The 23,842-nt window shown below is 67.6% G+C and carries 20 protein-coding genes; 3 read left to right on the top strand and 17 right to left on the bottom strand.

Going from position 1 to position 23,842, the window contains the following annotated elements:
• Window positions 1–3 precede the first annotated feature (3 nt).
• The 17 genes from F787_RS0110410 to F787_RS0110325 all read right to left on the bottom strand — a co-directional run bounded on the left by F787_RS0110410 (window position 4) and on the right by F787_RS0110325 (window position 17,886).
• The gene (locus F787_RS0110410; protein WP_018869574.1) at window positions 4–198 is read right to left on the bottom strand and encodes a Trm112 family protein; all 195 of its coding nucleotides are present in this window, start codon (window positions 196–198) and stop codon (window positions 4–6) included.
• Window positions 199–205: 7 nt separating this feature from the next.
• Window positions 206–1,219, bottom strand: a complete 1,014-nt coding sequence (gene lpxK / locus F787_RS0110405; protein WP_026300857.1) for a tetraacyldisaccharide 4'-kinase — start codon at window positions 1,217–1,219, stop codon at window positions 206–208.
• Window positions 1,220–1,247: 28 nt separating this feature from the next.
• Complete coding sequence (locus F787_RS0110400) at window positions 1,248–2,396, bottom strand: glycosyltransferase N-terminal domain-containing protein (RefSeq protein WP_028492120.1); 1,149 nt, start codon at window positions 2,394–2,396, stop codon at window positions 1,248–1,250.
• A 5-nt stretch (window positions 2,397–2,401) separates the two neighbouring features.
• Window positions 2,402–2,839 carry a biopolymer transporter ExbD gene (locus tag F787_RS0110395; RefSeq protein ID WP_019022154.1) on the bottom strand — a complete coding sequence of 146 codons (438 nt, stop codon included), beginning with the start codon at window positions 2,837–2,839 and terminating at the stop codon, window positions 2,402–2,404.
• Entirely contained in the window at window positions 2,836–3,474 is a 639-nt protein-coding gene (locus F787_RS0110390; protein WP_028492119.1) for a MotA/TolQ/ExbB proton channel family protein, read from the bottom strand. The genes F787_RS0110395 and F787_RS0110390 overlap by 4 nt, the downstream gene beginning before the upstream one ends.
• Before the next feature lie 41 nt (window positions 3,475–3,515).
• The gene (gene rlmD, locus F787_RS0110385) at window positions 3,516–4,841 is read right to left on the bottom strand and encodes a 23S rRNA (uracil(1939)-C(5))-methyltransferase RlmD (protein WP_028492118.1); all 1,326 of its coding nucleotides are present in this window, start codon (window positions 4,839–4,841) and stop codon (window positions 3,516–3,518) included.
• 4 nt (window positions 4,842–4,845) lie between these two features.
• Complete coding sequence (locus tag F787_RS0110380; RefSeq protein WP_018869580.1) at window positions 4,846–5,637, bottom strand: 3'-5' exonuclease; 792 nt, start codon at window positions 5,635–5,637, stop codon at window positions 4,846–4,848.
• A 7-nt stretch (window positions 5,638–5,644) separates the two neighbouring features.
• Window positions 5,645–6,553 carry a cysteine synthase CysM gene (cysM, locus tag F787_RS0110375; RefSeq protein ID WP_018869581.1) on the bottom strand — a complete coding sequence of 303 codons (909 nt, stop codon included), beginning with the start codon at window positions 6,551–6,553 and terminating at the stop codon, window positions 5,645–5,647.
• A 130-nt stretch (window positions 6,554–6,683) separates the two neighbouring features.
• Window positions 6,684–7,157 carry a DsrE/DsrF/DrsH-like family protein gene (locus F787_RS0110370; RefSeq protein WP_018869582.1) on the bottom strand — a complete coding sequence of 158 codons (474 nt, stop codon included), beginning with the start codon at window positions 7,155–7,157 and terminating at the stop codon, window positions 6,684–6,686.
• A 336-nt stretch (window positions 7,158–7,493) separates the two neighbouring features.
• Window positions 7,494–9,065: a dynamin family protein gene (locus F787_RS0110360; RefSeq protein WP_028492117.1), complete on the bottom strand. Its 1,572-nt coding sequence runs from the start codon at window positions 9,063–9,065 to the stop codon at window positions 7,494–7,496.
• A gap of 45 nt (window positions 9,066–9,110) precedes the next feature.
• Window positions 9,111–9,659, bottom strand: coding sequence for a hypothetical protein (locus tag F787_RS0110355; protein WP_018869584.1), 549 nt, complete (start codon window positions 9,657–9,659; stop codon window positions 9,111–9,113).
• A gap of 53 nt (window positions 9,660–9,712) precedes the next feature.
• Window positions 9,713–10,354: a hypothetical protein gene (locus F787_RS0110350; RefSeq protein ID WP_028492116.1), complete on the bottom strand. Its 642-nt coding sequence runs from the start codon at window positions 10,352–10,354 to the stop codon at window positions 9,713–9,715.
• A 3-nt stretch (window positions 10,355–10,357) separates the two neighbouring features.
• The gene (locus F787_RS0110345; protein WP_018869586.1) at window positions 10,358–10,996 is read right to left on the bottom strand and encodes an AAA family ATPase; all 639 of its coding nucleotides are present in this window, start codon (window positions 10,994–10,996) and stop codon (window positions 10,358–10,360) included.
• Window positions 10,997–11,083: 87 nt separating this feature from the next.
• Entirely contained in the window at window positions 11,084–11,536 is a 453-nt protein-coding gene (locus F787_RS0110340) for a sulfur globule family protein (protein ID WP_026332761.1), read from the bottom strand.
• A 563-nt stretch (window positions 11,537–12,099) separates the two neighbouring features.
• Window positions 12,100–12,804 carry a hypothetical protein gene (locus F787_RS0110335; protein WP_018869588.1) on the bottom strand — a complete coding sequence of 235 codons (705 nt, stop codon included), beginning with the start codon at window positions 12,802–12,804 and terminating at the stop codon, window positions 12,100–12,102.
• 33 nt (window positions 12,805–12,837) lie between these two features.
• Window positions 12,838–16,695 (bottom strand): efflux RND transporter permease subunit, encoded by a 3,858-nt coding sequence (locus tag F787_RS0110330; RefSeq protein WP_028492115.1) that lies wholly within the window; start codon window positions 16,693–16,695, stop codon window positions 12,838–12,840.
• Between the two features lie 42 nt (window positions 16,696–16,737).
• Window positions 16,738–17,886 (bottom strand): efflux RND transporter periplasmic adaptor subunit, encoded by a 1,149-nt coding sequence (locus tag F787_RS0110325; RefSeq protein WP_028492114.1) that lies wholly within the window; start codon window positions 17,884–17,886, stop codon window positions 16,738–16,740.
• 282 nt (window positions 17,887–18,168) lie between these two features.
• On the opposite strand from F787_RS0110325, the gene F787_RS0110320 reads away from it, so the two are divergent.
• The 3 genes from F787_RS0110320 to F787_RS0110310 all read left to right on the top strand — a co-directional run bounded on the left by F787_RS0110320 (window position 18,169) and on the right by F787_RS0110310 (window position 23,815).
• On the top strand, window positions 18,169–19,152 hold the full coding sequence (locus F787_RS0110320) for a sigma-54-dependent Fis family transcriptional regulator (RefSeq protein WP_028492113.1): 984 nt from the start codon (window positions 18,169–18,171) through the stop codon (window positions 19,150–19,152).
• Window positions 19,153–19,335: 183 nt separating this feature from the next.
• Window positions 19,336–20,652, top strand: coding sequence for an efflux RND transporter periplasmic adaptor subunit (locus F787_RS0110315; RefSeq protein ID WP_028492112.1), 1,317 nt, complete (start codon window positions 19,336–19,338; stop codon window positions 20,650–20,652).
• Entirely contained in the window at window positions 20,645–23,815 is a 3,171-nt protein-coding gene (locus tag F787_RS0110310) for an efflux RND transporter permease subunit (protein ID WP_028492111.1), read from the top strand. The genes F787_RS0110315 and F787_RS0110310 overlap by 8 nt, the downstream gene beginning before the upstream one ends.
• The last annotated feature ends 27 nt before the right edge of the window (window positions 23,816–23,842 follow it).

Genomic DNA, 23,842 nt, shown 5'->3' with positions numbered 1-23,842 from the left:
CCCTCAGACGTCGCGCCAGCGTTCCTTTTCCTCGTCCGACAGGCGCCGGGCCTCGTCCACCAGCATCACCGGGATCTCGTCCCGAATCGGGTACGCCAGACCGGCCTGAACCGAGATCAGCTCCTGATTCTCGCGGTCGTATTTCAGCGGGCCCTTGGTCTCCGGGCAGACGAGGATGTCGAGAAGGCGGTTGTCCATGTTGTACTTACCCCAGATGGCGGAGCCGGATGCTGGTCGTCAGACGCTGCAGCAGGGCCGGCTCGAAAGTGGCTGGAAGGCTGGCCGCCACGGGCCAGTACCAGTGGCGGGATTGCGCGAACGACCGGCATTTTACGGCATCCTTCTCGGTCATCAGAACCGGCAGGTCGTCATCAAACGCCAGATCACGCGCGCGAAAGCGATGGTGGTCCGGAAACGGATGCCGGATCACGTAGATGCCGCGCTGCTCCAGCATGGAAAAAAAACGTTCCGGGTCGGCGATGCCGGCGACCGCATGGACCTCCTGCCCGCCCAGAAGCCTCGGGCGCATGGTCTCGTCACTGCCGTCCACCCGCCGCAGGCGCGAGGCCGGTACCAGCTGCATCGGGATCTCGTCGACACCAGCCTCGCCACCGGTCCGCACGACGAAATCGGCCCGCGCACGTGCCGCCTTCGGCTCGCGCAGCGGCCCGGCCGGCAGACACAGACCGTTGCCGAGGCCCCGGCGCCCGTCCACCATCAACACGGTCAGATCCCGTGGCAGTCGATGGTGCTGCATGCCGTCATCGGCGATCACCACGTCCGCGCCGCGGTCGGCCAGCGCGCGTGCGCCACGCACGCGATCGCGGTCCACCTGGACCGGCAGCCGGGTCCGTCGGGCCAGCAGCACGGGCTCGTCCCCGACCTCGGCCGGATCCGAATCCGGATGCACCGCCTGCCCCGCCTCGCCACGCCGGCCATAGCCACGGGACACGATGCCCGGACGATATCCCGCCTCCGTCAGACGCCGCGCCAGCCAGTCCGTCATCGGGGTCTTGCCGCTGCCGCCGACCGTCAGATTCCCGACCACAATCACCGCCTTCAACGGCAGTCGGGTATTCCGGCGGATCTCTTCCAGGCGCATGCGGTTATATTCCGCAAGTCCGGCGTAGGCCAGCGACAGGGGGTACAACGTCGCGGCCACCGGGCCGCGGTGGCTCCAGTGTCGCCACCACCATCGACTCAGCCAGGCCGTATTCATGCGCGGCCTCCGTTCCCCGGCAACGGGCTCACCAGTCCCAGACCTCGGCCAGCAGCGTCTCGAAATGGTCATCCACCCGCCGGCGCTCGTCCCAGAACCGGCGGCGGGCGGCATCCCCCAGCTGCCGGCGGACGGCGGCATCGTCACGCAACGCCGTCCAGCGGGCCAGCACCGCCTGCGGATCGACATGCACCTCCACCGGCAGTTCCAGGGTCCCTTCGCGCCCGAGACTGACCGCGGTCCCGCCGGCAAGCGCCTGCCACAGCACCCGCGATCCCGGGGCATCCAGATGCACCGCCTGCGCCGCGCTGGCCGCCGCGGCGAACCAGCGCGGGTCGTCCAGCTGCACGACATTCCCGGGCGCGAGCGCATTGCGATCCCATTCGCTCACCCGCAATGAACGCCCCGGCAGCGGGTGACCGGGGTCCTCTTCCAGACTGGCCAGCAGGATGTCCTCCTCCGCGAAACCGGAGGCCTCCCAGGCGGCGCGCCAGGCCGGCCAGCCGGCCGCGGTGCCATGCCACCACCACAGCCGGCGTACCTCCCCACCCACCAGCGAGCGCAGTACCACATCCGCCTGCGCTTCGACGAAACGCGCCATCGGATCCGCCGGTTCCAGCCACCGCGCGGCACCGCCGTCGCCGGCGTGCTCATTCCAGCGCCGGCTCTCTTCCGGATCGCGGGGCCAGGCCAGCTCCAGACCCCGCGCCGCCGGCCGCGCCGGCGGTGCCGCGTTCACCGCGATCACCGGCGCCTGTGTGGCTTCCAGCAAGTTGGGCGGGGTCACGCCGCCCGCCAGGATGATGCCCGCGGGCTGGAAGCGGTCCAGCACGCGGCGCACGACCCGTGGCCGGTCGCAGGGGCCGTACCCCACGCCCACCTTGCGAAACGGCTGCATGTGCTGTTCGAACAGTTCGGGGCAGTCGCGTTCGAAGGTCAGTACCAGGCGCACGTCCTGACGCTTGTGGCGCACGAATCCCAGCAGTTCGATCCCCAGACGCAGGCTTTCGGGGTCGGCCCCGGCACGGATCCAGATCAGGCGACCGCGGTCCTGCGGCGGACCGAGGAATCCCAGCCGCGCGAGTGCCCGTGCACGGTCTCCGCGGCGCCAGTCCCGCCCGACCGCGCCCCAGACCTTCGCCAGCCCGGCGCCGTATCCCGGTTCGGTCGTGTACATGCCGCTCAGTCGTCCGCCGCCCGGCCGTCATCGCCCAGCGTGGCGATCGACACCGCGCTGACACCGAGGCGGCCCACCACGTCCAGCGCCCGCACCACCGACTGATGGCTGGCGCTGGCATCCGCGCGGATCACCACGGGGTCGTCACCGCGGGTCTCGAGGACCTCGCCCAGCACCTGTTCCAGGGTTTCGGCCCGACGGTTGACCAGTTCCCGCCCGTCCACGAAATAACGGCCGTCGGCATCCACCACGATGTCGATCCACGCGCGGTCGTCCACCTGTTCCGCTTCCCGGTCGGCCGATGGCAGGGTGATGTCGATGTCCGCGTGCCGGTCGAACGTGGTGGAGACCATGAAGAAGATCAGCAGCAGAAACACCACGTCGATCAGCGGCGTGAGATTGACGCCGGGCTCCTCGGGGGGGCGATGCGGCCGGAATTTCACGCCCGGCCTCCGGCCTCGACGCTGCTGGCGCTGCGCTCGCCGTGCATGATCTCGACCAGCTTGGTGGCTTCCTGCTCCATCTCCAGCACCAGTTCATCGATCCGGCCGCGGAAGTAGCGATGGAAGATCAGCGCCGGAATCGCGACCCCGATGCCGGTGGCGGTGGTGATCAGCGCCTGCGAGATGCCACCGGCCAGATCCCGCGGGCTGCCCACACCGATCTCGGTGACCACCGTGAAGACCTCGATCATGCCGACCACGGTGCCCAGCAGCCCCAGCAGCGGCGTGATCATCGCGATGGTACCGAGGGTGTTCATGTAGCGTTCGAGTTCATGGGCCACCCGCCGGCCCGCCTCCTCGATGCTTTCCTGGGTGATCTGGCGGGTACGATCATGGGTCGCCAGACCCGCAGCCAGCACCGATCCCAGCGGGGAGTTTTCACGCAGGCGCTCGATGTCCTCCATCGACAGGCCGTGTTCGCGCATCTGTTCCCATACGCGCCCCAGCAGGCCCTGCGGCACTACCCGCCCTCGCCGCAACGAGATAAAACGTTCCAGGATGATCGCCACGGCCAGCACCGAACACAGCAGGATCGGCACCATCAGCCAGCCGCCACTTTTCACGATCTCGAGCATTCACTGCCTCCTTGGAGTTACGGCGCGGCCCGCCTGCGCCCTCAGGCCCGGGAAAAGACGGCCATGGATTCCACGTGCGCGGTATGCGGGAACATGTCCATGATCCCGGCCCGTTCCAGCCGGTAGCCATGATGATGCACCAGACGTTCGGCGTCACGGGCCAGGGTCGCCGGGTTGCAGGACACGTAGACCAAGCGCTCGATCCGGCGCGGGCCCAGCGCCTCCACGGCGGCGGCCGCCCCGGTGCGCGGGGGATCGAGCAGGACCCGGTCCCAGTCCTCGTGCAGCCAGTCGGCCCGCGAGAGTGCCTCGGCGTCGTCCAGGTCGGCGCGGGCATAGCGAGTGTTGTCGATCCCCTGCCCGCGCGCGCTGTCCGCCGCCCGCGCGAGCATCGCATCATCCACCTCGACCCCGGTCACCTCGGCCGCCCGGGTCGCCAGCGGCAGGGTCAGGTTGCCCAGCCCGCAGAACAGGTCCAGCACCCGGTGCTCCGGCTCCAGCTCCATGGCGGCCACCGCCTGGCGCACCATGGCACGGTTGACCTCGGGGTGGACCTGGACGAAATCCATGGGCGTGAAACCGACCTCCACGCCGAAATCGGGGTGCCGGTAGACCAGCGGGGCATCCGGCCCCGCCAGATGGACCACGGTCTCCGGCCCGCCCGACTGCAGGAACACGCCGATCCGTTCCTCCTCGCCCCAGGCCGCCAGGCGCGCCTGATCCGCCTCGTCCAGCGGGTCGAGGTGACGGAACACCAAGGCCACGCGGTCGTCGTCATCCACGCCGACCTCGATCTGCGGGATCCGGTCACGCGCCTGCAGACCGTCCAGCAGCTCCCGCAGCGCGCGGATGCGGTGCCCCACCGCCGGGTGCAGCACCTCGCAGTGATCCATCTCCGCCAGATAGGGACTGCCGCGTTCGCGGAACCCGACCAGCGTCCCGCCCTTCTTCGGCACGTGCTTGGCGCCCAGCCGCGCGGTCCGCCGATAGCCCAGGGTCGCCCCGGTCAGCGGCTCGAACCGCGCCTCGGGCGTCACGTGCCCGATCCGCTCCAGCGCATCGAACAGGGCCTGTTCCTTGATCTCGCGCTGCAGGTCGATCGAGGCGTGCTGCAGCTTGCAGCCACCGCACAGACCGAAGAATGCGCAGGGCGGATCCACCCGGCCGGCGGCGGGCTCCAGCACCTCCACCACTTCGGCCATATCAAAACGGCGCTTGCGCCCGGTCTGCACCGCGCGCACCCGCTCACCGGCCAGAGCCCCGTGCACGAAACAGGCCTTGCCGTCACGTCGGATCACGCCTTGGCCATCCAGGGTCACGTCCTCGATCACGGCCTCGAACGGTGTGCGGTCGATCTTCTTGCTCATGCCGTCAGCCCCGCCAGGCTTCGAGAAATTCAAGGTGGTGCTCCGCCGGGCTGGCGGCCAGGTAATCCGCCAGCTGGTCCTGGCGGGATTTCAGCGCGTCGTCGGTCAGGTGGCCCCGCATGTGCTCGAAACGCAGCCACACGAGGTAGGTATTGAGCACGTCGTGCTCCACGTAGTCGTGGATCTCGCCGGCGCGTCCGTCGCGCCATGCCGGCCAGACCATGGAGCCGTCCATTCCCAGCTTGCCGGGGAAGCCCAGCAGGCTGGCCATGGTGTCCAGACCGGTCACCGCGCGGCCCTGAAAGCCGGCGAGCACGTCCATCAGGTCGACATGGCGCCAGTGGAAGCGCGACAGGTAGTTGTTGTAGCGGAACTCGCGGTCGTCGTCGCCCTGCTCCCAGTACCGCGGCGCCTGCACGCCATTGACCAGCGCGCGGTAGTGCAGCACCGGCAGGTCGAAGCCACTCCCGTTCCAGCTCACCAGCGTGGGCGTGCGCTGGTCGATCACGCCGAAGAACTGGCGCAGCAGTTCGGCCTCGTCCGGCGTGTGCCCGTCCTCGCCGTCGCGGCCGAAGGCCGACAGCTTGAGCGCTTCCCCGCCCTGGTACAGCACCCCGATGGACACGATGCGATGCAGCGGATGGCGCAGGAATTCCGAGCCGGTCTGCGCGCGGCGCATCGCGAACAGCGCATCCGCGACCTCCCGGTCGGTCAGGCCATCAAAGTCGTACAGCCGGCGCGCGCCCTCGATATCGGGCACCGTTTCCAGGTCAAAAACCAGTACGGGAGCAGACATGCCAGCCTCAGTCGGGGTAGACGCCGGTGGAAATGTAGCGGTCGCCGCGATCGCAGATAATGGCCACGAAGGTTCCGCCTTCGACCTGTGCGGCGAGCTTCAGGGTGGCCGCCACCGCGCCGCCGGACGACACCCCGGCAAAGATGCCTTCCTCTGCCGCCAGCCGGCGCATGGTGGTCTCCGCTTCCTCCTGGGTCACGTCCACGGTGCGATCCACCCGCGCGGCCTCGAAGATCGTCGGCAGATAGGCCTCGGGCCAGCGCCGGATCCCCGGGATGGAAGCCCCTTCTCCCGGCTGCACGCCGACGATCTCGATCTCCGGATCGCGCTCCTTCAGGTACCGCGAAACCCCCATGATGGTCCCGGTGGTGCCCATGGAAGACACGAAATGGCTGACCGTGCCCTCGGTGTCGCGCCAGATCTCCGGCCCGGTGCCCTGATAATGCGCATCGGGATTGTCGGGATTGCCGAACTGGTTAAGCAGGAAGCCTTCTCCCGCGTCCGCCATGCGCTGAGCGAGGTCGCGCGCCCCTTCCATGCTTTCCTCGCGCGTGACCAGCTTGAGCTCGGCTCCATAGGCCTTCATCGACGCACGCCGTTCGGCCGACATGTTGTCCGGCATGATCAGGATCATGCGATAGCCCTTGATCGCGGCCGCCATCGCCAGCGCGATGCCGGTATTGCCGGAGGTGGCCTCGATCAGGGTATCGCCGGGACGGATGTCGCCGCGCTGCTCGGCGGCACGGATCATGTTGACCGCGGGCCGGTCCTTGACCGAACCGGCGGGGTTATTGCCCTCGAGCTTTACCAGCACGGTCGACGGCAGATCCGCGGCCAGGCGCTGCAGGCGCACCAGCGGCGTGTTGCCGACGAAATCCTCGAGGGTCGGAAAGGAATCGGGATGCAGTCGTTTCATGGCCGCAGAGTATAACGACTCACGCAGGCTTTGCGGGTCCGCGGGCACGACGAATGCGACGTGAACCCCGCCAACAAAAAGGCCCCGGAGCTCGGCTCCGGGGCCCGGATGGCGCGAACGCCCCGCCCGTTTACATGAACAGGCAGATGTCGGAATCTCCGGCGAACTCGAAGAACGCCGCCGCCCCGGCATATTCCACGCCATCAATGAAGTGACTGGTGTCCATTTCGAACAGGTCCACCGTCATCTGGCAGGCGATCATGCGCACTTCGGCCTCCTGGCACAGCTCGCGCAGATCCTCCAGATCGGAGACGCCCTTCGCCTTCATCTTCTTCTTCATCATCACGGTCATCATCTTCTGCATCCCCGGCAGGGCCTGCACAAGAACCGGCATCGGCATGGGCATGGGCATGCCCGGATTGCCCAGTGAGGTCACCTGAAGATCCAGCTTTTTCTCCAGCAGCTTCAGGCCGTAGAAGGTAAAGAAGATCTCGCACTCATAGCCCAGGGCCGCTGCGGTCGAGGCCAGGATGAACGGGGGATACCCCCAGTCCAGGCTGCCCTTGGTCGCGATGATGGCCATTTTCTTCTGTTCGTCGCTCATTGAGTTTTCCTCCTGTTGTTATACATGGCGAAGCCGGGTGGCGCCCCCTGCACCACCCGGCTCCGAATGGCGTGAAGTGCGGATTTTCAGTGTCCGGAGCCCTGGCGCGCTCGTCGCCAGTCCCGAATCAGGGCGCAACCCGCGCAAACACCCAGGGCGGCAAGGCTGGCCCAGACCGAAATCGGTACCAGAATCATTGCCAGCCCAAACATGACCCACGCCAGTACGGTCATTGCTCTCCTCCTTCGGTGCGGATGGCACGCGGTCCGTGCGCATCCGGTGACCGATTCGCTTGTTGTCGGCGGCAGACAGGCACCGGCTCAAGCCGACCGAAGCCTACCGCGTTCCGCTGCTCCCTGCATCACTGCCCTCGGCCGCACCCTCCTGACCCGGCCCGGATTCCGGCGCCGGCCGCCGTTCGGCCGCCTCCGCCGGTCGATGAACATCGGCCGCCGAGGCCCGGCCACTGCCGGGGTCCACGGGGCTCGCGTCCACGAACTGGTTGTTGAGCTTCTGGATGTAGGCCTCGGCCTGATCACGCAGGCGATGCAGCCGTGCCAGGCTCCGCCGCCCCAGACCACGCGGCCCGCGTGCGAACAGCGAACGCATCGGCCGGGTACTCTTGAGAAAGGCCGCCTGCCAGTTCCCGGCCGCCGATTCTTTCGGCAGCTCGCGTGCAATCCGCCGTGCGAGCCAGCGACGGTTGAAGAAATGGATACCGCCCAGCGCGCCGAGAACCAGCACCACGCCCAGCGACGTCCACCACGGGTTGTCCAGCAGGGTCTGCCACACCCGGCCATCGATCCACGGGCGGACACCGTCGGTGGCCTGATAGCCGATCACGGCCAGCACCGCCACCAGCGCTCCCATCATGCCGGCGTCGAACTGCAACACCCGGCGCCGCCAGCGATCGAGACTGCGTTTGATCGCCGGCAGGGCGTCCATCTCGATGGACTCGGCAATCGCCTGCAGGGCCCCGATGATCCGGTACGACCGTGAAGAACTGATCTCGCGGATCTTGGCATGGATCTCTTCGCGGTCATGCGCGGATTTCTCCTCATAGCGCTCGCGCACCTGCGCGTCGCCGATCTCCACCGCGCCGCTCTCGTTATAGATGCAGTAGAAACGCCCGGTTGCGTTGCCCTGACGCACCACCGCGCGCTGCCACGCGGCGACCACTTCCTCGAGGTTGTCCTCGCGCCAGGTCGTGTCGATCTGGTTGAGGATAAAGACCAGCTTGGTGAAGTCGTTGCGCTCGGCCACCCGGTTGACCAGGTGCTCCAGGGTGTCGCGCATGGCGCCGGGTTCGGGGTGCCGTGCGTCGAAGAACACCAGCACCAGATCCGACAGATCGATGATGTGGTCGGTCAGCTGCAGGATGGTGGTGCGCTGCTCGTCGGCATCGAACCCGGGCGAGTCGATCAGGATGCGGCCCCGCAGCTGCTCCGCACGCGCGGTCTTCATCGCCAGGAAATGATCCACCGTGCGCCCGCCGCCATCGGTGATGCGTTCGATCTCGTCGGAGACCCGATAGAACGGGAAGCGCGGGTCTCCGTCGAGCGCCAGCCCGGGGAGTTCCTGCACCCGTTCGCTGCCGCCGTAGGAGATCACGGTGAACTTGTCGTCCACCGCCTGGCTGCCGCTGCGCTGCACGGTATCGCCCACGAACTCGTTGATGAACGTGGACTTGCCCGAGGAGAAGGTCCCCAGGACCGAGATCATCGGCCACCAGGAAATGGTGAAGGCGTAGGACTCTTCTTCCGGATCCAGCAGGCCCGAGGCATATCCGACCCGATCCAGCTCCCGGAACGGATTGACCACGCCCTCGAGGACCGGGTTTTCCTCCGCCAGACGGTCACTCAGGAGCTTGAGCTGCTTGCGGACGCGGCTGCCAGGTCGATTGAACATTCCGATCTCCATATTGGTTCGGGCCCGGGCAGACCGCGCGCACGGCTAGCGCGGCGCCGACGGCGGACGGTATGGGCCGCCCGACCCCGGATAGGGACCGCCCTGCCCCGAGAGTGGGTTGAACATGTTCATCATACCCATGGGACCGCCCACGTTGCGATTCAGGCTCCACATGTCGCGCTGCATGCCGATCACGGACCCGGCCATCACCTCGGTATCCCGGGTCATCGACCCGATGTCCGTGCTCATGCGGCCGGTGTCCTCGCTGATGGATGCAACGCTCTGCTCCATCTCGGCCGTGGATCCGGCAATATCCACCATGCGGCCCTCCATCGCCTCCATGTGGCGCACAATCGCCGACATGTCGCGGTCCACCACCCGGGTCATCGAGGAGATCTCCTCGGTCAGCTGTGACACGTCCCGGGTCAGGCTGGTGATCAACCAGAAACCGTACACCGCCAGCACGACGAATGCGACCAGGGAAGCATAGACGATCAATTCGAGCCGCCTGGCCCGTCGTTGCGCATCGTCCGCCTCTTCCTTGACCTCGTAATACTGACTGTCGCCGTCAGCTGGCCTGTCTTTCGCACCCATCGTTCCTCCGGTCGGTGACTACAGCACACGTGATGTGGAGGGTGCCGCAAACCTCAGCGGAACCGTTCCAGGTGGTCCGCCCCTTGCGGATGATGCCGGGAATAGATCGGACGCAGTGGGGCCATCAACGCCCGGCGTTCGCCCTCCGGAAGCTTCTCCAGCGCCCGGTCCCAGCTTCCGATGGCGGCTTCAACATCGCCGGTGGCGTATTGCAGATTGCCCAGTTCCCCGAGGATGTCCGCCCGTTCCCGGCTTTCGTACGCCTGCGTTTCCAGCCCGCCTTCGAGGACGGTCAACGCGGCTGCGGCACCCTCGCGCCAGTACGTCTCCCGTGCTTCGGTCAGCAGCGCCTCGACCTCCACCGGCTCCTCCACGGCTTCTTCCCTGGCGGCTTCTTCCCTGGCGGCTTCTTCCCTGTCCGCTTCTTCCCTGTCCGCTTCTTCCCTGTCCGCTTCTTCCCTGTCCGCTTCTTCCCGAGCAGCTTCTTCCCGGGCCGCTTCCTCCCGAGCAGCTTCCTGGTCCTCGGCAGAAGGCTCTTCCTCCAGGACCACGCCGGACTCCGCGGGCGGGTCCTCCGGCTCGGCCGGCGCCAGCCAGTCACGGGCGGACCAGGCGATCAACCAGAGGACGATCACGATCAGCACCCAGTAGCGATTGATGAAACCGTGGCGCGGCTTGTCTTCACCTGATTCCATTTGTCACCTCGTTTCCTGTCCGAAAATCGCCCGGGCCAGTCGGTCCAGCTCCTCCGCCGCCTTGCCGGAAGGCTCCAGCTCGTTCACCGCCAGCCCCTCGCTGAACGACCGCCGGAAGGCCGTGCGCTGCTTCAGCCGAGGGCGCAGAAAACGGATACCCTCGATCTGCTGCAGGGCCTCCGCAGTCTCCTCGGTCTCGCGCACGAACTGGTGCGTGTCGGCGCGATTGATGAACACCTCGATGCCGGGACCGCTGTCACGATCGGTCCGACGCTCCTGGATCTCGCGCACGAAACGGTGAGTGGACCAGACGTCGGCCTGACTCGGCGGCACCGGGATCAGCACCCGGTCTGCCGCGGCGACCGCCCGCATCAGGGTGTCCATGGCGGAGGGCCCGACGTCCACCAGCCAGTGATCGAACTCCCCCTGCCGACCCAGCGCGACATCGGCATCGGTCGTGGCGGGGAGCGCGGGGCTGTACCCCTCCTCCTGCCGCACTTCCAGGACATCGCCGAGAGTCCCCTGCGGATCCAGGTCCACGGCCTGTACGCGGTGCCCTTTCGCGAGCAGCCAGAGCGCGAGATTGAAAGCGACGGTGCTCTTGCCCGTTCCGCCCTTGAGGTTGGCCACCACGGTCAGCATTGCGGCTCCCGGATCCATTGAATTCTAAAACGGGCTGCCCGGCGAACCGGGCAGCCGATCATGCACGGGCGAGCCCGTGCGAGCAGATCACTGCTCTTGCTGCTGCTGCGGCATGCCCTGCTGCGGCATGCCCTGCTGCGGCATACCTTGCTGCGGGCCATAGCCGTGGCCGGGGCCGTAACCGTAGCCCGGATGGCCATAGTAGCCGGGACCGTAGCCATGACCACGACCATAGCCGTAGCCGTCACCACGGCCGTGACCGTAGCCGTGACCATGACCGCGACCGCGGGCGGAGAAGTCGAAATCGCCCATCATGTCGCCGAACATGTCGCCCATGTTGTGGCCGCGGCCGTAACCCGGACCGCCAAAGAACGGCATGCCACCGTAGCCGGGGCCGTAGCCATAACCGGGACCGTAGGGAGCCCCGTAGCCCGGACCACCATAGCCCGGCCCGCCCCACTGCGCGGAAGCCATCATCGGGGCAGCGGCCAGACCGGCCATGGATGCCGCAAGAACGGCTGCTTTCAGAAACTTGCTCATAGTGTTACCTCCTCCTATCGGAGACATGCCCTCCCATTTCTGCCACCGATGCGCGGAGGGCGATCACGCACCGGACCCTGCCCGAAGGCAGGTGATTCAGGGCCCCGAAAAGGGTCCCCATGCGCCCGGGCCGCCAAAGAACGGGAATCCGTACCCCGACATGCCCGGTTCACTTGCCCCCGGTCCCCGGTGGCCGCCATACGGATACGGACCGAACCCGTAACCGTAGGGCGACATCCCCGGAGCCGGGCGTGCTTCACCTGCGGGAACGCGCGAGCGCTCCTCGCGTCCCCGCCGGGCCGGATCGTAGTCCGGCGGAGGGAACGATCCGGCCGACCGGGGTTCGCCCCGGGAGAAGCCTCCCGGCTCTCCCGCATCGGCCGCGGATGGCGGTCCGGCATGCCACGGATTGTGACGTTCCCGGGCCTCGGCAGCCGCAGCGGCCACCATCACCCCGACCGTCACCAGGGCGACCAGCAGGACGCTCCGCCCCGCCGTTGCTCCCCGCTGCATGCCGTCACCTACGAACGCCATTCGCCTCGCTCCCATGCGTCACCCGGCGCTCAGTAGTTCCCCGAGTCGCGACGCTCTTCCATCTGCTCCATGCGCATCTCGCGCTGGCGTTCCATCTCCTCCATGTAGGCCTGGCGACCCTTCTTCATCGCCTCCATCCGGGCCTCGCGCATGGCTTCCATTTCCTCGATGCGTTCCTGCCGCTCGGCATGCATCTTCTCGATGCGCTCGCGCATCTCTTCCGGCATGTCCTCCGGCAGATTCTCGGGATCGAATTCCTGCATCTGGCCGTGGCCTGCGGGACCGCGCATGCCGGCACCATGGCCGGGCCCGTACGCAGGGCCGTGCATCATGCCGGGGCCATGGCCCTGCTGCGGACCGTAGCCGTAGCCGGGACCATGACCGGGCCCGTACCCATAGCCGGGACCATAGCCCGGGCCATAACCGTGACCGTAGCCATGACCTCGGCCCTGGCCGTAGCCCTGCCCGTGGCTGCGCCCGGACATGCCGAAGCTGAAGTCACCGGAGGCATCGCGACGCTGCATCATCTCGCCGCCCTGATGCCCGCCCATGCCCTGTCCATACGGACCCGGCTGGCCCCAGGGACCGGGAACCGGAGCATGCTGGGCCATCGGCTGCCCCTGAGCGCCCTGGTTCCCTTCTTCCGCCTGGGCCGCGCCCAGCACGGACATCGAGACCACTGCGGCGCCGGCCATGGCCAGACCGAGCATGCGTGCGTTGAATCGCTTCTTCATCATTAACCTCCTTGAGGTTCTTTCAGTGATTGCTCATTTCAGCCGAATACCCCGGCGTCGGCGGCCACCCGACTGGCGTGCACCGGGGCCCGCCCCCGAGGAAGACGTTTCATTGCCATCTTCCCCCGAGTCCAACTTCTGTTCCGCCGTCACACTCGGCCCGGCATTCTCCGATCCGGCGGAACGGGGATCGCTGCCGGATTTCCGCGGCGCCTCCGTATCTCGCTCCTTCGGCTCATGCCCGTCGTCCGGCGCAGATTCGGCGTTCGCGACCGCGTCCGCTTCACGGCCGGAGGGGGCGTCCGGGGCCCCCGACGCGGGGGGACCCGACGCCGGACCGGACGACGGGGCTGGAGAAGGCCCGGAGCCCGAGCCGGAACCGCCGGATCCCGGGCCACCGCCCGGCCCGGGCCCCGGGCGCGTCCCGAAACGCCCGCGCACCAGCTTCAGCAAGGCCAGGAACAGGTCGCGCATGCCCTCGACGAAGGCAGCGGCCAGGCAGCGCAGATACAACCCGAGATACTGGACTGCGCGCGTGACCGGTCCGCCCTCGGCCGAGCCGAAGGGATTGTCGTCACGGCCGGTCCCGGCACTGCCATTCGTCGGGGTAGCACAGCCGGAGCCGTTGGTGCCGTCGCCGTCTTCCAGTGAGGCAGGACAGAACGCGCGCCGCCCGGAGATGCAGCCCAGCGGGATGACGACCAGGGTCAGCAGCGTGGCCACGATGGTCCCGAACATCAGCGAGATCGCCATGCCCTGGAAAATGGGGTCGAACAGGATGACGCTGGAACCGGCGAGCAGCGCGAACGCGGTGATGACGATGGGCCGCGTGCGCGCCTGGCAGGCGAGGATCATCGCCTCGCGGACGTCATGTCCCTGATCCACCGCCTGGCGGCCGAAATCGACCAGCAATATGGAATTGCGCACGATGATCCCTGCCAGGGCGATGAACCCGATCATCGAGGTCGCGGTGAATTCGGCGTTGAACAGCCAGTGGCCCGGGATGATCCCGATCAGGGTCAGCGGGATCGGGGCCATGATGATGCCCGGCAGCACGAAGTTGCCGAACTCCCAGACCACCAGCATGTAGATGAGAATCAGGGCGATGGCGAACGCGATGCCCATGTCGCGGAAGGTCTCGTAGGTGACCGTCCATTCGCCGGCCCATTCGAACGCCGTGGACCCGTCATTCGGCGGCGGCCCCAGCCAGTGCGGCTGCACCCGGCTGCCGTCGGGAAGCTCGTAATCGGCGAGTTGCTCCTGCACCTCGAGCATCCCGTAGACCGGCGCCGCCAGACGCCCCACCACTTCGCCGGTGACATACTCCACCGGCCGCAGGTTCTTGTGATAGATGGGTTCGTCCTGCGGGCGCTCGACGAACCGGCCCAGCTCGCCCAGGCTGACCGTCCCGCCATGCTGCGAGGCCACCGGCAGCTGTTCCAGACGCCCGATATCGGAGCGCGTGGGGCGTGGCAGGCGCAGCTCGATCAGGTGCGGCTCCACCAGCGAACGCGCCTTGATGTCGCCCAGAACCCGGCCACCGATCGCGGTCTCCAGCGTCTGGTTCACGGTCTCCACGGTGACACCGCGGCGCAGGGCCTTGTCGCGGTCCACGTCGAAATGCCAGACGTCGTGCGGGGCCTGCAGGAAGCTGTCGACATCGGCCACGTGTTCGGCCCCGCGGAACATTTCTTCCAGGTCGCGCGCGACCTGCCGCCGGGTATCGGCATCCGGGCCATAGACCTCGGCGACCACCGACTGCAGGACCGGGGGCCCCGGCGGCATCTCCACCACTTCGATGCGCGCGCCGGCCTCGCGGGCCAGCGGTGTCAGACGCTCACGGGCCTCGGTGGCGATCTCGTGGCTGGAGCGCGCACGATCGCCCTTGTCCACCAGCTGAACCTGGATGTCGCCCAGCCAGGGGTCCTGGCGCAGGTAGTAATGACGCACCAGACCATTGAAATTGAACGGCGCCGCAGTGCCGACATATGCCTGCAGCCCGGTCACTTCTTCGAACTCCCGCAGTTCCGCCACCATCGCTTCGCTGAGCGAGGCCGTCTCGGTCAGCGCCGTGCCCTCGGGGAAATTGATCATCACCTGGAATTCGGGCTTGTTGTCCAGCGGCAGCATCTTCACCCGGACATCCGTGGTGTAGAACAGGCTGGCCATCAGGAAGAACACCACCACGATACCGGCCAGGAAGGCGTAGCCCCGGGCGGGATTGTCCGCCAGCCCGGGGATCACCCGGCGGAAGAACGTGCCCAGCCGCTCGGCCTGCCGGTGTTCCTTTTCGGTGGCCTTCTCCAGGTAGGCCATGCTCGGGCGCAGCCGCTGGGTCAGCCAGGGGGTGAACACGAAGGCCGCGACCAGCGAGAACAGCATGGCCACCGACCCCAGAACCGGGATCGGCTGCATGTAGGGACCCATCATCCCGGAGACGAAGCCCATGGGCAGGAGCGCCGCGATCACGGTAAAGGTCGCCAGGATCGTCGGGTTGCCGACCTCGCGTACTGCATCCACGTTGGTTTCGGCATCCAGGCCGCGCTTCATCAGCCAGCGGCGGTAGATGTTCTCCACCACGACGATGGCATCGTCCACAAGGATCCCGATCGCGAAGATCAGCGCGAACAGGCTCACCCGGTCGATGGTGTAGTCGAGCAGCCACGCGCTGAACACGGTGAACAGGATCACCACCGGAATCACGATCAGCACCACCAGCGCGGCGCGCAGCCCGAGGAACAGCGCGACCAGCAGGGTCACCGCGAAGGTCGCGACAAACAGCTTGAAGATCAGCTCGTTGACCTTTTCGTTGGCCGTCTTGCCGTAGTCGCGCGAGATCTCGACGCCCACGTTGTCGGGGATGGCGGAGCCCTTCAGGCGCTCCAGGCGTTCGAGCACGCCATTGGCGACCGTGACCCCGTTACTGCCGGGCTTCTTGGCGATCGCGAGGGTCACGGCGGAGGCACCCTCCGGTGCGGCATCGGGTGCCTCCCCCGCCGGGCCGGAATAGTGACGCACGAAGCGATCCACCTCCCCCGGGCCATAGCTGACGTCGGCCACGTCGCGCAGATAGATCGGGCGACCGTCCTCCACCGAGATCAGCAGGCGTTCGACATCCTCGGCACTGGTCAGAAACGAACCGGTGTGCACCGACATGTGTCGTCCACCCGCCTCGATCGCGCCCGCTCCGCGTTCGGAATTGGCCTGACGCACCGCGCCCGCGATCTGATCCAGGGTGACCCCGTAACCTTCCAGCCGTTCCGGCCGCACCTCGATGCGCAGCTTCTCCTCGCGGCCACTGACCACGAAGCTCTGCGCGGTGTCGGGTACCTCGTTGAGCTGCTGCTGCGCGTCCAGGGCGATCTGGCGCAGCATCGCGTCATCGACCTCGTGCGACCAGAAGGTCAGCGTCACCACCGGCACGTCATCCGCACCCTTGGGCTTCACCATCGGCTCGCTGACCCCCGGAGGCATCAGGTCGCGGTTCGACATCAGCCGGTCATGCACCTTGACCACCGAGGATTCCATCTCCTCGCCGACGTCGAACTGGACGGTGACCATCGCCTCGCCTCGCTGCGAGACCGAGTAGACGTTGTCGACACCCGAGAGCTCGCTCATCAGACGTTCCAGCGGCCGCGCGGCCAGACTGGCCACCTGCTCCGATGGCACGCCGGGATACTCCACCATGATGTCGACCATCGGGACCGAGATCTGCGGGTCCTCCTGGCGTGGCGTCACGATCAGGCCGAGGATGCCGATCGCGATGCTGGCCAGCAGCAGCAGCGGCGACAGTGGCGAATGGACGAATGCGCGGGCCATGCGCCCGGCGATGCCGGGATCGGTCGCGTGATCGCCGGGCCGTTCCTGGTTGCGAGGTTCCTGGTCGCTCATGTCTGGCGCGAACGTCCTGTCATTGTTCGAGTTCGAAGCGCATCAATGGCGGCCGCCGGGGTGCCGCAGCACCCGCGCCCCCGGCTCCAGCCCCGAGGTCACGACCACGCCGCCATCACGCGATGCCCCCAGCCGGACCATTCGGATGCGCACCTCGTCATTGGCATCCAGCACGGCCACGCGCGGCAAGGCCCCGCCCGGGATGATCGCGCTCTCCGGGATCACCACCCGGTCCTCGCGCGTCACTTCGCCCGGCAGATGCACCTCGGCATACATGCCCGGGCCGCCGCGGACCTCCTGCGGCAGATCGAACTTCACGGTCACGGTATGGCGCTGCGGATCGGCCAGCGGGAAGATCCGCGAGACCCGGGCGTTGACTTCCTCGGCATGACCGTCGAGCGTCACCGGCACGATGTCGCCCACGTCCAGCTGACGCACCAGGCGAACCGGCACGGCGGCCTCCACCCGCAGGTAATCCAGGTGCCCGAAGGTGACCAGAGGATGCCCGGGCTGGACGGTATCGCCCTGTTCCACGTGCTTGTGCATGATCACCCCGTCGAACGGAGCGCGGGAGCGGGTGTCTTCCAGCGCGACGTCGAGCTCCTCGACGCGGGCCCGGGCCTGTTCCCAGCGCGCCCGGGCCTGATCGACGCCGATGTGGCGGGAAAAGAGATCCGTGGTGCGGTCCAGGGTCGGGTCACCGAATCCCATGAACTGCCCCATGTTGCGCGTGAACACCTGGTCGAACATCGACGGCATGCCCATGCCCGGCATCTGCCCGATGTCCTGCGAGCGCGGGGAAATGACCTCGCGGTCGTACTGCATGCGTGCTTCGCGGATCGCCGCCTCGGTGGTGCGCATCTCGGCGAGCGCCGCCTGGCGCTGAGCCTGCAGGCGATCGTCGGAGATCGCGACCAGCTCTTCTTCCTCCTCGAAGCGGTCGCCCTCGACCCCTTCAACCGCGATCACCCGGCCCCCCGACTGCGCCCGCAGGGTCACTTCACTGAACGGGATCACCGTGCCGCTGACGGTATGGCGCTCCGCGGCGAGCGGCTGCGCGACATGGATACCGGTACGGTCCGGACTCGTGGTTCCCGGGCTCTGGGCCGGCGTCCAGGCGGTCTGTGCACCGGCCGTGCCAACCACGATGACCATGCACAGCATCAGGCTGGCCGTTCGCATGAGCGTCATTCGCACCTCCCCGACAGCGTGCCTGTTCCGTTGGTCTTTTTTCGTTGTAGAGAAAAGCACGCCCCGATACAAGCAAGAGAAATGCCAATATTAGAATATTATTAAATTTCAGATATTTGTCCTCGTGAAAAAAACACCGCGCACTCAGGGTGTTGCAACACGCGCTACCCGGGAATTCGAATATAAGCATCTGTTGCTGCAGAAATTTTTTTGTTGCAACAGCGGTGGCGGCGTTGCAACGCCGCTGCCATACTCCCGGTGAATTTCCCGGAGAGGAAGGCCATGAAAATGAACCGTGGGGAGGGTCTGCCGGACGCGTTCCGTTCGGCCGATCCGGAATGCCATCATCAGATGGTCTTCGCCCGCCGGGCGGCGGGCAGCGACATTCGCATGCTGCTGCTGGGGGAGTCGGGAACCGGCAAGACCCGCCTGGCCCGCGGCATCCATGAATGGAGCCCGCGTGCCGCCGGACCGTTCGTCGAAGTCAACTGCGCGGCCATCCCCGACGAGCTGCTGGAATCGGAGCTGTTCGGCCATGTGCGCGGGGCCTTTTCCGGCGCGGTGAACGATCGCGAGGGCCGTTTCGAATCCGCCCACGGCGGCACCCTGTTCCTCGACGAGATCGGCGAACTGCCATTGCGTCTGCAGGCCAAGCTGCTGCGCGCGGTGCAGGACGGACAGTTCGAACGCGTGGGCGAGAACACCACGCGGCAGGTGGACGTACGCATCCTTTCCGCCTCCAATCAGGACCTCCAGGCCCGCGTGGATGCGGGACAGTTCCGCGCCGACCTGTTCTACCGCCTGGCTGTCGCCACGGTGGAGCTGCCGCCCCTGAGGACCCGGCCGCGTGACCTGGCCGCCACCCTCGACCGCTTCGTCGAGGAACACGCGCTGCAGCTGGCGCCGGCGTTAAGGCGCAAACTGGAAGCCCACCCCTGGCCCGGCAATTTCCGCGAACTGGAGAACGTGTTCGCCTGCCTCCAGCTGCACGCGGTGAACGGTCGCGTGGAGGATTTTCCCCTGCCCGAAGGCCGGCCTCCCGGGACCGTGTCACCACCGGCGGAGGCCGCCACCCCGGCAACGGCTTTTCCGGAAGTGCCCCCCACGGACGCGGCCCCGCAGGTATCCCCGAGGGAGTCCGAAGAGGCGCGGCGCCTGCGTCAGGCCCTTGCCGCTCATAATGGCAACCGCTCGCGGGCCGCGCGCAGTCTCGGAATCGACCGTACGACCCTGTGGCGCAAGCTGCATCGCTATAACCTGGCCTGAGAAAGGCATTCCCCACGCCTGCGGCCCTCGTGCCGCCGATGTTAGGATTGGCCATATCAGGAGACACTGATACCGGTCTCCCGCGGACGGGAACTTCATCCGGTGCACCGTCTCCAAGGCCCGGGCATCAGGCCCGCGCCCCATCCAGCCCAGGACCCGAGCGAGAACTGCATGTCCCGTGTCATGCCGCGAGTCGGCCGTGCCCTCATCCCCGTACTGATCGTCGCGCTCAGCGTGGCCGGATTCATGATCCTGCGCGCCACCGGCCCCGAGGCCCCCGCGCCCGAGGGCGAGGAACGCGCCTGGCCGGTGCGCGGCTTCGTCGCCGAACCCGGGACCCATGAGCCCTCGGTGATGCTCTACGGGCGCAGTGCCTCGGCCCACGACGCGACCCTGCGAGCCGCAGTACAGGGCGACGTGGCCCTGGTCTCCGCGCGCGAAGGCCAGCGGGTCGCCAGGGGCGACGTCCTGATCCGGATCGACCCCGCCGAGGCGCGCCTGGCCCTGCGTCAGGCGCGCGCCGAGGTCGATGAACTCGAGGGCGCACTGGAAAGCGAACAGCTGCGCGCGCGATTCGATCGCGAGGCCCTGGTGCGCGAACGCGAACTGCGCGAGATTGCTCGCCGCAACCTCGAACGCACCCGCAACCTGCGCGAACGCGACATGGCATCCGACAGTGACGTGGACGAAGCCCAGGAGCGCCTGCAACAGGCCGAACTCACCATCCAGAACCGGGAACAGGCGATCGCCGACGCCCCCATGCGGCTGGCCGGGGCCGAGGCCCGGCTGAACCGGGCGCGGGCCGCGGCCGAACAGGCCGAACTGGACCTGGAACGCACCGAGATCCGCGCCCCGTTCGATGCCCGCGTGACCGCCGTCCGGACCTCGCCGGGCGAACGCGCCCGGGTGGGCGACGAACTGGTACGCCTGTTCGACGTCGACGACGTGGAGATCCGGGCCGGACTTCCCGTGTCGCTGGAACCGCGGCTGGAGGCGCTGCTGGCCGAGGGGGCAACGCTAAAAGCCTCGGCCCGCAACGGCGGGCGCGAGATCACCAGCGAACTGGTCCGCATCGAAGGCGAAACCCGGCCTGGCGCCAGCGCTTCGCACGGCGTGTTTGCAATCCGCGAAGGCGGACGCTCGCTGGGTCTGAACCGCTTCCTTGAACTGAACCTGCGCCTGCCCGAGGAAGACGACAGCCTGGCCGTTCCGTTCGAGGCCCTGTACGGGCGCGACACCATGTTCCGCGTGATCGACGGCCGCCTGCAGTCCCTGAACGTCGAACGTCTGGGCGAATACCGCAGCGAGGCCGGGGACACCCTGGCGCTGGTTCGCAATCCGGACCTGTCGGCCGGCGACGTCCTGATCGCCACCCGCCTGCCCAATGCGGTGGATGGCCTGCGCGTGGAGGTCGAGGACCGCGAGGACCTGCCCACCGCGGCCGAAGCCGTGCGCGAAGGCGACCCGGACCTCCAGCCGCAGGACGCCGGCGATGAGTGAAACCAGCGCACCCATGCCGGGTGGCGCCCCGGCCGGGGGCGATGCGGAGGGCGCGGCCGGGCGCGGTCCGATCCGGCTGTTCCTGGAACACCGCCTGGCCGCCAACCTGCTGATCGCGCTGATGCTGCTGGCGGGCGCCTATGCCCTGAACCAGCTGAACTCGCAGTTCTTCCCCGATTTTGATCTCGACATCATCACGGTCCAGGTCGTGTGGTCGGGCGCTGCCGCCGAAGACGTGGAACAGTCGATTACCGACCCGCTGGAGCAGGACCTGCGCACGGTCGACGACCTGCGCGAGATGACCTCCACCTCCGCGCTGGGCGTGGCGACCATCACCCTGGAGTTCGAACCCGGCGCGGACATGTCGCATGCGCTGGAACAGGTCAACGACCGGGTCGATCAGCAGCGCAACCTGCCGGCGGATGCCGAGACCCCGATCGTCAATCAGGTGATCAACTACGAGCCGGTCTCGCGCCTGCTGATCACCGGCCCCGACGACCCGGAACAGTTGCGGACCCTGGCCCGGCAGTACGAACGCGAGCTGCTGGACGCCGGCATCGCGCGGGTCGAATTCACCGGCCTCACGGAAGACGAGATGGCCATTCAGGTGCCGGCCTTCAATCTCTACCGCCTGGACATGACCCTGGCCGACATCGGCACGGCCGTCGCCGGCATGAGCCGCGACATGCCCGCCGGCTCGGTCGGACGCGACGACACCGCCCGACAGCTGCGCAGCCTCGAGCAGGCTCGCGACATCGTGTCCTTCGAACGCCTGGTGCTGCAGGGCGACCCCGAACGCGGTCGGGTGCTGCTGGGCGACATCGCCGACATCGACCTGCGCCCCCGCGACGGTGAGGTGCGTGTCCGCTCGCAGGGTACACGGGCCATCGAGATGCAGCTGATGCGCAGCGAGACCGGCGACGCCCTGGAATCCGCGCGCATCCTCGAACAGTGGCTGGAGCGCACCCGGCCCGCCCTGCCCCCGGGTGTCCAGTTGCAGGAGACCGATGCCTTCTGGGAGCTGCTGTCCGAGCGCATCACCCTGCTGCTGAAAAACGGTGCCGGGGGACTCCTGCTGGTGCTCGGGATCCTGTTCCTGTTCCTGAACCGCCACATCGCCCTGCGCGTCGCCCTCGGCATCCCGATCGCCTTCACCGCCGCATTCGTGGTGCTGTGGCTGGTAGGTGGCTCGATCAACATGATGTCGCTGTTCGGCTTCATCATGTCGCTGGGGATCATCGTCGACAACGCCATCGTCGTCTCCGAGCACGCCTACAGCCTGCATCAGAGGGGCCTGTCGGCCAGTCGGGCGGCACGTCAGGGTGCTCAGCGGATGGTCGGCCCGGTCGTCGCCGCGTCACTGACCACCGTCGCGGCCTTCATGCCACTGATGCTGATCGGCGGGATCATCGGCAATATCCTGTTCGACATCCCGCTGGTGGTGATCTGCGTGATCGTGGCCACCCTGCTGATCGCCTTCCTGATCCTTCCGGCCCATCTCAAGGGCGTGATGGATCGCCTCGAGGAACCGCCGGCCGGCAGCCTGCGGGCGCGCTTCGACCGGGGTTTCGAAAACCTGCGCAACGGCCCGTTCCGCCGTGCCGTCACGCGCGCCGTGGACCACTCCGGGGTCACCCTCGCCCTGGCGGTGGGGGCGGTGATCCTGGCCATCGGCCTGGCGGCATCCGGACGCATCGGCTTCACCTTCTTCCCCTCGCCCGAGGGCACGGTCGTCAACGCGGGCGTGAACTTCGTGGCCGGCACCCCGCCAGAACGGGTCGAAGAGTTCCTCATCCACGTCGAACAGGCGCTGGAGGAAACCGACGAGGAACTCGGCGGCGGCCTGGTGCGTGCCTCGGTGACCCGGCTCGGACGCGGCATCGACCCCGGCGACGGCAACGCCCCGCAGGGCGACCAGTTCGGCAACATCCAGGTCGAGCTGATCTCGCCGGAGGCCCGAGAGGTGCGCAACCGGGCGTTCATCCAGGCATGGCGGGACAATGTCCGCGAGGCCCCCGGCATCGAGACATTTTCCATCGACGAGCGTCAGGCCGGCCCGCCCGGACGCGATCTCGAAGTACGTCTGACCGGCGATGACCCGCATATCCTCAAGGACGCCGCACTGGACGTGGCCGATCTGTTCGACGAGTTCCCGGGCACCTTTGCCACCCAGGACGACACCCCGTTCGGCCGCGAGCAGCTGACCTTCCGCATCCTGCCGGAAGGCCGCGCGCTGGGACTGACCACGGAGCAGCTCGGCGCGCAGCTGCGCGACGCCTACGACGGCCATCTGGCGCAGATCTATCAGGATGGCCTGGAGGAGGTCGAGGTGCGCGTGCGTCTGCCCGACGACGAACGCCATGCGACGGAAAGCCTGGACCGCCTGCAGATCCGCCTGCCGGACGGCGAGCTGACCCCGCTGGAGAACGTGGCGGAACTCGCATCCCGTCCCGGCTTCGAGACCCTGCGGCATGCCGATACCCGCCTCGCGATCGAGGTATCCACCGAAGTCGACCGCTCGGTAAACAATGCCGCGCGCATCCGCGCCGCGCTGGAAGACGGTCCGCTGGACGCGGTCGCCGAGCGCCACGGGGTGGACTGGTCCTTCGAGGGCCGCGCGGCGGATCAGGAGGAGACGTTTGCCGACATGCGCACGGGCCTGGTGCTGGCGCTGGGACTGATGTACATCATCCTCGCCTGGGTCTTCGCCTCCTGGGGCTGGCCGCTGATCGTGATGGCGATCATCCCGTTCGGGATCCTCGGTGCCCTGCTGGGCCACTGGATCCTCGGGGTGGAGCTGACCGTGCTGTCGATGTTCGGCCTGTTCGGCCTGACCGGGATCGTGGTCAACAACTCCATCATCCTGGTCAGCTTCTACCAGGGATTGCGGGAGAGCGGTCTGGCCCTGCGCGAGGCGATCATCGAGGCCTCCTGCCAGCGCCTGCGCGCGGTCATCCTGACCTCGGTCACCACCATCGCGGGCCTCACCCCGCTGCTGTTCGAGCGCTCGGTGCAGGCGCAGTTCCTGATCCCGATGGCGATCTCGATCGTGTTCGGGCTGGCGGTGGCCACGGTGCTGGTACTGTTCGTGATCCCGGCGTTGCTGCGCCTGTACGAGGGGGCGTTCGATCGCGGCGCCACGTCCACCCACCACGCGAGCTGACCGCAGCCCCGAGGAAGGGAGGACATG

Source organism: Thioalkalivibrio sp. ALE19, assembly GCF_000428605.1.
GTDB lineage: Bacteria > Pseudomonadota > Gammaproteobacteria > Ectothiorhodospirales > Ectothiorhodospiraceae > Thioalkalivibrio.
The sequence above is the reverse complement of the archived record's forward strand: the minus strand, read 5'-3'. Positions and strand labels throughout refer to the sequence as shown.